Origin of the sequence: uncultured Parabacteroides sp. (genome assembly GCF_905196875.1) — a bacterium.
Lineage (GTDB): Bacteria > Bacteroidota > Bacteroidia > Bacteroidales > Tannerellaceae > Parabacteroides.
Window position 1 is genome coordinate 1 of record NZ_CAJJWO010000114.1, and the last position, 10,561, is coordinate 10,561.

The 10,561-nt window shown below is 44.7% G+C and carries 9 protein-coding genes; 1 reads left to right on the forward strand and 8 read right to left on the reverse strand.

Annotated elements, in window-relative coordinates:
• Positions 1-91 precede the first annotated feature (91 nt).
• Together QZ076_RS21260 and QZ076_RS21265 are read right to left on the reverse strand one after the other, a co-directional pair.
• Positions 92-562 (reverse strand): hypothetical protein, encoded by a 471-nt coding sequence (locus QZ076_RS21260; RefSeq protein WP_293717113.1) that lies wholly within the window; start codon positions 560-562, stop codon positions 92-94.
• A 9-nt stretch (positions 563-571) separates the two neighbouring features.
• Entirely contained in the window at positions 572-2,302 is a 1,731-nt protein-coding gene (locus QZ076_RS21265) for a serine protease (RefSeq protein ID WP_293717114.1), read from the reverse strand.
• 86 nt (positions 2,303-2,388) lie between these two features.
• Here QZ076_RS21265 and QZ076_RS21270 point away from each other — a divergent pair, with 86 nt between their 5' ends.
• A complete protein-coding gene (locus QZ076_RS21270; RefSeq protein ID WP_293717115.1) occupies positions 2,389-3,114 on the forward strand; it encodes an MBL fold metallo-hydrolase in 726 nt (241 codons plus the stop codon).
• Positions 3,115-3,280: 166 nt separating this feature from the next.
• On the opposite strand, the gene QZ076_RS21275 is transcribed toward QZ076_RS21270, so the two are convergent.
• The 6 genes from QZ076_RS21275 to QZ076_RS21300 form a co-directional block, all read right to left on the reverse strand.
• Positions 3,281-4,465, reverse strand: coding sequence for an ABC transporter permease (locus QZ076_RS21275; RefSeq protein ID WP_293717116.1), 1,185 nt, complete (start codon positions 4,463-4,465; stop codon positions 3,281-3,283).
• Positions 4,449-5,633: an ABC transporter permease gene (locus tag QZ076_RS21280; RefSeq protein ID WP_293717117.1), complete on the reverse strand. Its 1,185-nt coding sequence runs from the start codon at positions 5,631-5,633 to the stop codon at positions 4,449-4,451. Before QZ076_RS21280 ends, QZ076_RS21275 begins: the two co-directional genes overlap by 17 nt.
• A gap of 12 nt (positions 5,634-5,645) precedes the next feature.
• On the reverse strand, positions 5,646-6,638 hold the full coding sequence (locus QZ076_RS21285) for an efflux RND transporter periplasmic adaptor subunit (RefSeq protein ID WP_293717118.1): 993 nt from the start codon (positions 6,636-6,638) through the stop codon (positions 5,646-5,648).
• A gap of 37 nt (positions 6,639-6,675) precedes the next feature.
• On the reverse strand, positions 6,676-8,109 hold the full coding sequence (locus QZ076_RS21290; protein ID WP_293717119.1) for a TolC family protein: 1,434 nt from the start codon (positions 8,107-8,109) through the stop codon (positions 6,676-6,678).
• Positions 8,110-8,180: 71 nt separating this feature from the next.
• The gene (locus tag QZ076_RS21295) at positions 8,181-9,398 is read right to left on the reverse strand and encodes an MFS transporter (RefSeq protein WP_293717120.1); all 1,218 of its coding nucleotides are present in this window, start codon (positions 9,396-9,398) and stop codon (positions 8,181-8,183) included.
• A gap of 471 nt (positions 9,399-9,869) precedes the next feature.
• Entirely contained in the window at positions 9,870-10,412 is a 543-nt protein-coding gene (locus QZ076_RS21300; RefSeq protein ID WP_293717121.1) for an FHA domain-containing protein, read from the reverse strand.
• Between the last annotated feature and the right edge of the window lie 149 nt (positions 10,413-10,561).

Sequence of the window (10,561 nt, forward strand, 5' to 3'; positions counted from 1 at the left end):
CAGGTGCAGCCTTGATCTTTTGACTACTTTTGGATCAAGCCAAAAGTAGGTTCAAAACTTTCTAGTTTCGAGGCTTCTTTCTACATCTCCCCTACCGTCTTACCAACGTATATTTATAGGCTGTCTCCGTGCAGTCCTGGATATATAATGTATCTCCTTTTATAGATAATGGGTATGAAGGGTTTGTTGCATAAAAGACATCCATCTGATATGCATCGTAACCGGCACCGGTGTCGGATTTCCGCCAGTTCAGGTCGCCGGGTTCGTCTTTGTTGTCTTCTGTCCAGACATATTTATCACCGTTGAAAAGGATGAAAGTATTTTCAAACTCGCAGGTTTCGCGGGCATTCTGACCGCTGACTAATTCCCATTTACCATTTACCAGCTCTTTTATTTCCGGTAATGTTTTGTCGTAAAGAGTTGTATTGACAGAGGTTTGCGCTTTTGGCTCGACCCCTTTTTGATTCATCTCTTTTTGCTTTGACTGACCCTGGCAACCTGCTGTTACCAGCAGAGATAACCCCAGCATGGCTACCATGAAAACACCTTTTATCTTATTCATATCCGGTACTTATTTACAATGTTCTTTTATCAGTCTTTCAGCCAACGGATCACCCAGTTCTTTTGCTTTGTTCAGGGCTTCGCAAGCTTCTGCTTTCTTCTCCAGGCGTACATAGCAGATACCTTTCAGACGGTAGCAGGCGGCAAAGTCGGGAGCTACTTTCAAGGCATTGTCGATACTGGTCAATGCGTCGTTATAGTTTTTCATGCGTACATAGACGGAAGCCTCTTCGGCACGATAATCGGGAACATCCGGACTCAGGCGAATGGCTTCTTTGATGTCGGCCAAAGCTCCTTCCAGGTCTTCGGAACGGAATTTAGCCTGTTCGCGATAATAGTAGAAGCTGCTGCCTACATCTCCATTCATCGCTTTATAATACAAATCGTAGTCGGCAATAGCTGCATCATACTGAGACAGGCGCAGTTTCCAGTCGATACGTTCGAGAATATAAGGACCGGCCTCGGAGGTAAGCGGCAAACCGCATTTATCGATCGCACCGTCTAAAAGGGCAATGATATCACCGATATTGAAACCTGTAATATTTTCCTTTGCCTTAGCAGCCCAGTAGAAAGATGTAGGCGAAGCCAGATCACTGTTGTTTACGATCATATATTCGTTATAAGCCTGCTCGAATTCCCGCTGATAGAAATAAATATCACCGGATAGTTGATGATAGACAGGGAGGTCTTCTTCCTGAATCGCTTTCTGAATAGTTTCCTGCGCTGCTTGTACGGACCAAGTCGGATCGGTCAAGGTAGTATCGCCGGCGGCTACGTTATAGATCAGTTTAGCCTGATTGTAATAGACATCGCCTTTCTTATCGCTATACTTTGATGCTGTGTCGATATCTTCCAAAGCCATCTTCAGATATTTAGCCTGTTCGGCAGGTGTTGAAGCCAGTTCCGCCCGACGGCTGGCATAGTGAGAGGCACGGTTCAGATAGCCGTCTGCCGAATTCGGAAAAGTGGCGATAAAATCATTCAATGTTTCCAGATAGCTTTTAGGATCCTGTGTGCTACCTTTCAGAAATAAAGCGACCTGCGCTTGTTCCACGTCGGCAGGCCATGCTTTTTTTATACCGATACTATTATATACCGTATTCAGGAAATCGGTTGATGCAATAGCCAGGCTATTGACGTAAGAAGCTGAAACGGCATACGAAATATCTTTTTTACCGGTAGCATCCGCCTGTGCCAGCCCGAATACCTGACCTTCGGCATTGAGTATCGGCGAGTTCACCTGGTCATTCTGCAAAGGTATCGATAACTTATAATAACTGTAAGGATCTTTCAACTTGCTGACTTCAGTGATTGCGCCTTGTGCAAAGACTGCATTTTTAGCAGTACCGTAAGACAATAAGTAAGCTTCCGTCCCCACAGTCAACGGATCGGATGCGATCGGGAGAAACTGAACTTTCTTAGGTGTTTCAGCTTTCACTTTTATAACGTCGTAGAGTTCGTCGGCCCCGATAATGGTCGTCACCGGATACGTTTTACCTTCCGTATCGGTTGCGGTTGCCCTTTCTGCACCCTTAAACAGATCGTAAGCTGCGAGGATATCACCTGTTTCGGAAACAAAGAAACCTGTTCCCGAGGTTAGTTTAGCTCCGTCTTTTCCGTATGTGGTGATTAAAACAACGGCCTTTTTACTTTTATCCATCCATTTAGGGGCGTTTTTCTGTGCAGTTGCCGGTAGTAAATGGCAACAAATTAAAATAAGTAGTAATAGTGTTCGTTTCATTTCTTTTCTCATGTTATCAGATATGCCGACAAATGTAATACTTTATTATCTTTGTACATATTGTCTGAGTATAAATTTATCCGCTTATGAAACTTAAAATTTTATTCCTTATGTGTAGTTTATCAGTAGCATTCTTTGCATCGGGTAAGTCTTTCGAGACTGACAAGTTCATTACTAAAGATGGAGGAGAGCTTGTTATTACGTTTATCAAACATGGTAGCTTAGAACTTACCTTCAATGGGCATCATATACAGGTAGACCCAGTTTCCGAATATGCCGATTATTCGGTATTTCCCAAAGCAGACATCATACTGATCACACACGAACATGGCAATCATCTGGACCCCAAGGCGATCAGCGCCTTGGAAAAGAACGGTACATTACTAATTACAAATGAAGCCAGTAGTAGAATCCTCGGGAAAGGAACCGTCATGAAGAATGGAGATAAACTGACACCTGTCGATTACATGGACATCGAAGCTGTTCCTGCTTACAACACGACGCCCGGACATGAGAAGTTCCATCCCCGCCATCGGGATAACGGCTATATCCTGACACTGGGCGGAACCCGCGTTTACATCGCCGGAGATACCGAAGATATCCCCGAGTTGAAAGAATTAAAAGATATAGATATCGCTTTCCTCCCGGTAAATCAACCTTATACAATGACTGTGCCGCAGGCCATTCATGCAGCGAAAATGTTTTCACCGAAAGTTCTTTATCCCTATCATTATGGTGATACGAAGATCGAGGAACTGAAGGAGGGACTCAAAAGCAGTACAATAGATATACGCATCAGACAGATGCAATAATTGGGGTACAAATAAAAGAAGGGTGTTTTGAAATGTAAAGACAGGACTTTTGAACACGAAATAAGGGACTTTTGTTTTCAAAAGTCCCTTATTTTTTCAAGCATCGTCTAACCATATTATCCTATTAATTATCAACACATTATAAGCTAAACAATAAATAGCAATATCAACGATGAGATTTCCTTATATTATATCGGTACACCAGGCATGACAGCACGAAATAAACGACGCACTGTATCCATAGTGTAATATATTCCGTATGTATCTCCGCCATCGAAGCCCCCATCGAATTGAGCTTCACATAGGCCAACGTTGCCGGTGCAGCCGGGATCAGGAAATGCGACAACTTCCAGTACCAGGGCATCAGTTCCAACGGATAGGATACGCCGGAAAGAAAGATCAGGCCGACGGAGAAGAAGGCGATCATCAACAGAGGAGCGTCCGAGTCGGTAAAGACTATGGATGCCGTCAGGCCGAAGAAGCTGGTCGCCATCAGAAAGGGGATCAGCAACATAACGATGTTCCATACATTTCCTATATCCGGCAGGTCGAAGATAAGCGGTATCAATCCTAATAAAAAAAGGGAGAAGACAGCATACAACAGCATATAGACAAATGTCTTTCCGATCACCAGCCGTCCGGATTGCGCAAGGGTCGGGCGATATGCCTGCAATAATTTAAACTGCCGCTCCTCTCCGCTGACCATACCGATCACCATCAATAATGTCTGAAACATAATGACGATCAGCACGGCCGGTATCAGGTAAGTTCCATAGCCTTCCGTGTAGTTATACAAAGCCGTACCCGCCACATCGATCGGCTGCAGGGATGCCAGTTGCTCCGCATCCCCGGCGGGAAGGAACACCAGCATTTCCGGGCGGTAACGGTCGTTGAGTGCCAGCATAGAACCGGCCGATGCTTCCTGTATCGACAGATAATAAAGGAAGGCACTGGTCGTTTCATACATGATAAAGACGGACTCGTCGCCACGCGAAACACGGTCGGTGAAATCGTGCGGCAGGTATAAGATACCAGCTGCCTCGTCGCGTTTCATCAACTCCTTCGCCTGCGGAAAATCTTCGCCGGTAGCTATCACATCTACCTGTGGCGTTGCATTCAATAGGCGGATATATTCGCGGCTCAACTCCGTCTTCGAATTGTCCACCACAACGACCGGGACATTGCGCACCACGTCGGGAGCATACATGTAATTATATAACAGACCGTACATGAAAATGCCTCCCATCAACACCAGCACGATGGCAAAACTGCCCGAAATGGTCTTGAACTCATTCCGGATGATGGCGGATATACTACTCAGACCTGCCTTTATGTTATTTGATATTTTCATACTTATGACTTAAAATTGCTCTTTTTAAATGCGGCACCAACAGGAAAGCCACCAGGATGAAACAGAACAGCGCACTGAAATTCCACCAGGTATAGGCAAACCCATAATCGCCGTACAAAAGATTTTGATTGATCTCCACAAAATGACGTACCGGAAACAGAAACGATGTATAATAGACCGGAGCATACATGGCCGGAGCCGGAAAAGTTACCCCCGACAAAGTGGCTCCCAACGACCCGACCATCGACACGATACTGATAATGATACTGATCGTCGGAAAGAGGGAGAACAGGAAAACGGCCAGCGCCTGGGTAGCGATCACGAACAGGACCGAAGTCAGATTCAATGGCCAGAACCCACAGGAGAAAGGGATATTCATAGGGCCGAACATCACGTAGTTACCGAGGATACTCATCAGGGAAAAGATGATGGTGTAAGGTAACAGTTTCCCGAAAAGGGCGGTGACCATGTTCATATCGGCCGTTGCCAGCCACTCGTCGCCGGTATGGAATTTCAGTTCGCTACCGACGGCATACACCGTAGTCAACAGGATGATTACCTGGAAGAAGATAAAAAAGAACGGATTGCTCAGGTAAACCGAGTAATCGAGATCGGGATTATACAGCGGGTGGTTCTGTGCCTCGATCGGTAGCAGGAAAGTCGTTACCTGCTTCTGATTAATTCCCATCGCAACGGCTTCTGAAACGATCGGCGACATGGAGAGCGTCCGCAGCACATTCTCGAAAGCGCCTCTCACCTCACCGCCTACGCTCAACAAGGCATAATGATAATAGTAGGATAAGGTAGCCTGTCTCCCACCCGTCACGTCTGCTTCGAATTGATTCGGGATTACCAGATAACCGTATATTTCTTTCGCCTGTGTCGCTTTACGGGCCGTCTCGGCATCGACATAATGCCGTGTCACCCGGAAGGTGGGAACGGCTTCGACCTGACGGACTACTTCACGCGACAAGGCTGTCTGGTCCTGGTCTACAATGCCTACCGGAATATTCTCCATCTGCCCGTTTCCGAAGATCGTAGACATGAAGAAGATACAGAACAGCGGCAACACGATGCAGACCCCGAAATAGAGCCTGCGCGAAACCATCCGATGCAATTCGCGGCGAAGTACATTGTAAAAAGGACTATGTTGTTTATTACTATTCATAGATGATGCCGGTTATTGTTCTCCCAAATTAAGCAGGACAGACATGCCCGGACGTAATCCGTCGACCGGTTTTACCGGCAAGGCATGGATCTCGAACGTCCGCAGATCGTAACTTCCTGTCTGCTTCGTCGACTTCCAGGTGGCGAAGCTACCCAGCGGACTAACATAGTTAATCTTGAATTCAATACCTTTTGTCGCGATTGCAGGTACATCCGCTTTAAATGTGCTTCCCATTTTAAAGAGCGGCAGACGGTCTTCACGCACATTCAGGACTACATGCACATCGTCAAGTACCACCAGGTTCATGATCGGCATGCCGGCCCCTACCAATTCACCCCGCTTCGGGAAAATAGTGGAGATCTGACCGGATTCGGGAGCTACCAGGCGGGCGTCTTGCAGAAGGGCTTCGACTTCGTTGACTGTTCCCTGTGCTGCCGTAACCAGTGAACGAGCACTTTCCTTATCCTGTATCCGGGCACCGTCGAGAGCCATCTGATATTCATTATAGCAAGCCCGTTCGTTGGCAACGGCGGCGTTATAGAGTGCTTCCACTTCGTCTTTTCGTTGGGAGGTGACTACGCTGTCTTTATAAAGGGCTGTAATACGGTCGTAAGTTGTTTTTGCCAGCCGGAGGTCTGATTTCGATTTGTTCCATAACTGTTCTACGGATGCTACGATCTGCTTCCGGGTTCCCTCATCAACCTTTTGATTCTGGAATTTGGCGATATTCTCCAAAGCATTTACTTGCTGGTACTTCGCCATTGCTTCGGGACTGTTGATAACCACGAGTGTATCGCCGGCCTTTACATTTTGTCCTTCTTTCACTAAAAAGGTATCAATACGTCCGGGCAATTTACCGGATATGCGTATTTCGGTAGCTTCAATTTGCCCTTGCAGGATAACCGGCTTCTTTTGCAGTAAAAGCATTCCGACACCGGATATGATTATTACGGCGATCAGTACCACTATAAAGGAGATCGTCAGGTATTTCTTTGTGTTGTCCATAATTATTTATTTGTGTTTATTGTTGATTCAATATTTCCTATATGATCTCAGTCGTACCCTCTAACCGGTATTGATGGAATGCCTCCGGGATGCCACAGATAGACAGAAGGTTGATTAATGCGACATCATATTGGTAATAGGCCAGCAGAAAGGCAGTCTTCACCTTTGAAAGCATTACTTCCGCATCTACAACTTCGGTAGATGTAGCCATTCCTTCCTGGAAGGATTTCTGCCGGATACGCACCAGCTCGTTACTCATTTCAAGCGTTGTATTCAAGGCTTTTACATTATCGAGTGCATTTTGTAATTGGGTGTAATACTTATCGACTCCTACCTTCAGGTCCGTCACCGCTTTATCTTTTCCGATAGCCAACGTCTGACTGGTGAGGCGAGCCTGCCGTATCTTCTTTTCCCGGTTCAGTCCGTCGAATATGTTCCAGGTAAAGCCTATACCTACCATCGTACGAGGCATCAGGTATTTATCCACTCCATGCGAATAAAGCGTCTGTTTACCGAACAAAGCGATTGTAGGCACATAACCGGAACGACCGATCTTTAATTCATTTCCGGCGATATTCTCTTGCAGTTTTAATTGGTTGACCAGATAGTTATTAGCAGGGACCATTTCTTTAAAATAATCGGCGGAAGGAATATTTGTATTGATAAAGAGGGAGGTCGTTGTACTAATATCTTTCTCTTCTTCCATATTCAGAAGACTTTTTAATGCCTGCTGGGCTACTTCCAAATCTTTGCGGGACGATTCCAATTCCCGTTTCGCCTCATCCATGCTAACCTGGGCGAAAAGGCGTTCGGCACGGTTTATCATTCCGTTCTGTTCCAGTTTAAGAGCCTGGTCGTAATGCGTTTTCAGTGAGTTGTAAGTTTCTTCCTTTACAGCGACCACCCGCTGCCCAAGACGTAACCCGAAATAGCTTTCAATCAATAACGATTGTTGGTTGGCATTTACCTGTTCCCGGTTGACTTCGGCGATATTGACCATCGTCTTTCCGATCTTATTCGCGAAAATACGTTTCCCGCCTGTAAAAAGAGGCCAGGTGACATTTGCATCGATAGAAGTGATATTCTGTGAAATAAGCGGAAGGGTCAATGTATTCTGTCCGATCTTGTCCAGAATAGAAGAGATAAACAGATCGTCGGGGATGATGGAATGAACAAAATCTTTTGCCGGATCGGTAAATTGATCCAATGGCTGCTTCACCTCCACCGGATTCGACATATGTACAAAGGCACCGGCCGCACTGACGGAAGGATACCAGAAAGAGTTCAGCTTCTGATGTTCGTTTTTAGCCAGTTCCACCTCTTTACCTGCTATCCGGATACTCCTGTTCTCCTTCTGAAGCAGTTCCATCGACTGTTCCAGACTCAGATCGACCGTCTCTATCTGGGCAAAAGTAACGGCAGGAAAAAAGAATAGCAAGCCAATACTGAAATGCGTTAAGTTATTAATCATAAATGCGTTTAAATTTAGTTCGAGCGAATTTTTGATTAATAACAAAGCCCTCTCCGGGATTGTTCAGCAGGCTAACTTCCTTTTTTAGAGGCTTTCTTCAAGTCCGGTAAAAACCAGGTGACCAGCCCGATCAGTGGCATATAAGCACAAACATTGTAAACGGTCTCGATGCCATAATGGTCGGCCAGATTACCCAACACAGCCGATGCAATCCCTGCTACACCAAAAGCAAAACCAAAGAATAAACCGGAAATAAGTCCTAACTTATAAGGTAACAACTCCTGGGCATATACCAGAATAGCCGGAAATGCAGAAGACAAAGTCAAGCCGACACAAAAACTCAGGACAGCCGTCAGGTATAAACTATGTACATGCGGCATTACCAACGAAAAAGGAGCCGCCCCGAGAATAGATGCCCAAATAACATATTTGCGTCCTACCTTATCCCCTATCGGACCGCCCATCAGTGTTCCTAAAGCTGTAGCTATCAGAAAGACAAACAGGAACAACTGCGAAGATTGCACGCTCACCCCAAACTTCTCTATCAGATAGAAAGTATAGTAACTGTTCAGGCTCGCCATATAAATATATTTAGAAAAGATAAGAACCAGCAGGATGGAAATAGAGAAAATTGTTTTACCCAATGGCAAGGGCATCTCGATATGACGTTTCGAAGAACCAGTATCCTCACGTTTAAACCGCTGAAGCAATCCTTTATACCATCGCCCTACATATGTCATGATCAGGATAGCAATAAAAGCCAGAATTGAAAATAAAGCAATATGACTGCGTCCGTAAGGAGCTACCAGGATAGCAACCAATAACGGCCCCAACGATCCTCCCAGGTTTCCGCCCACCTGGAATAATGATTGTGCCAATCCCCTTTTCCCTCCTGAGGCCAACGAAGTTAACCGTGAAGCTTCCGGATGGAATATCGACGAACCAACTCCTATCAAAGCAACAGAGCACAAGACCCAGGATAAAGAATTTGCAAAGGCAAGGCTAAGCAAACCGATCAATGTAAAACTCATACCGATAGGCAAAGACCACGGAGAAGGTTTTTTGTCGAAATATAATCCGGTAAGCGGCTGAAACACGGAGGCTGCAGATTGATAAACCAGCGTAATCAAACCAATCTGAGCAAAATTTAGTGCCAGATCATCTTTAAATAACGGATATACAGCTGTAATGACAGATTGTAACGAATCATTTATACAATGCGATATACTTAACGCCACTAAAATCCGGAAGGTAATCCCACTTGCCGACTCTACCTTATTTTGTCCCATTTGTAACCTTTTTGCCTATTGAACCGCAAAAATACATAATAAAAACGAAGGCTCGCTAACAACCGGATATTTATTTACTGAACGTATTTGTTGGGAAAATTGAAAAAACAGTGGTTTTTCAAGATGTAAAATTCTATCAATTAACATTTAGATTTGTATCCAAGAACACTCCTCCAGCCCTTATTATTTAATGTCAGTACCGCAATAGCGCATCATTTTAACAAAACTTTTCTTTCAGATCTTTTTGATTCTTTACGTAAACAACCGTGAGCCAAACGGCCTTATAGTTGTTTTATCGTTGAACAACTAAACAAAGAGCATGAATAATGAGAACTAAACTTTAGAACTGTGCCGGAGATGAAAGGAAATCTTGTATCCATCTCTCCCGAAACCTACGCCAATTCCCCCTATCTCCCTTATCGCCCTGATGTAAGAGACTATTTTCACTCCGGTACAGCGTCTAAAGTTTATTTAAAATTCATCTTCCTCCTCCTTGTTAGCCGTATGAAGTATAAATGTTGTGGCACCCATGGTTACAATCGCACCTTCACCAATCCGTACCTGTTCCTTTTTTCCTAAGATAACGCTGCGAAGGAACGTGCCAGTCATACTTTGGTTATCACGCAAGGTATAAATAAACTGACCTTCCTTGTTCTGTTTTACATTGATTATACAGTGTTTGCGTCCCACACTCGGATCGCTGGTAATAATAGGGACATCCACACCTTCCGTATCTTTATTTCTACGCCCAATCATATTATCTCCCAAAACCAACGGCAGATCTTGCTTAAAACCAAACGTATTTTCTATTACAGTGATATAGCCACAAGAAAAATCCGGTTCCTTCACCTCTTTCTCCTGGCCGGACTCAGTACGGACTGTCTTTCTTCCCAGCTTTATCTTAAATTGCGATCCGCATTGAGGACACACAAAAGCCAGTACTTGTCCATCCGGATACTTGGTTTCATCGAACGATAACTGATTATCACATTTGGGGCAGAATATTCTTTTCATATTATTTATCGGAGCATTTACATTTACGAAGTACAAAGATAAGCCTTTTTCCACGGATACAAAGATTGAAACCTTTATAAAACAAAAAAGGCCATCTTCACAGACAGCCAATCTTCATTGAAGATGGCCTTTTTTGTTTTATAAAGGTT

What these genes read in the sequence shown, in the direction of transcription:
- QZ076_RS21260 (WP_293717113.1), bottom strand. Translation starts at nt 562, where the DNA reads ATGAATAAGATAAAAGGTGTTTTCATGGTAGCCATGCTGGGGTTATCT.
- QZ076_RS21265 (WP_293717114.1), bottom strand. Translation starts at nt 2,302, where the DNA reads ATGAAACGAACACTATTACTACTTATTTTAATTTGTTGCCATTTACTA.
- QZ076_RS21270 (WP_293717115.1), top strand. Translation starts at nt 2,389, where the DNA reads ATGAAACTTAAAATTTTATTCCTTATGTGTAGTTTATCAGTAGCATTC.
- QZ076_RS21275 (WP_293717116.1), bottom strand. Translation starts at nt 4,465, where the DNA reads ATGAAAATATCAAATAACATAAAGGCAGGTCTGAGTAGTATATCCGCC.
- QZ076_RS21280 (WP_293717117.1), bottom strand. Translation starts at nt 5,633, where the DNA reads ATGAATAGTAATAAACAACATAGTCCTTTTTACAATGTACTTCGCCGC.
- QZ076_RS21285 (WP_293717118.1), bottom strand. Translation starts at nt 6,638, where the DNA reads ATGGACAACACAAAGAAATACCTGACGATCTCCTTTATAGTGGTACTG.
- QZ076_RS21290 (WP_293717119.1), bottom strand. Translation starts at nt 8,109, where the DNA reads ATGATTAATAACTTAACGCATTTCAGTATTGGCTTGCTATTCTTTTTT.
- QZ076_RS21295 (WP_293717120.1), bottom strand. Translation starts at nt 9,398, where the DNA reads ATGGGACAAAATAAGGTAGAGTCGGCAAGTGGGATTACCTTCCGGATT.
- QZ076_RS21300 (WP_293717121.1), bottom strand. Translation starts at nt 10,412, where the DNA reads ATGAAAAGAATATTCTGCCCCAAATGTGATAATCAGTTATCGTTCGAT.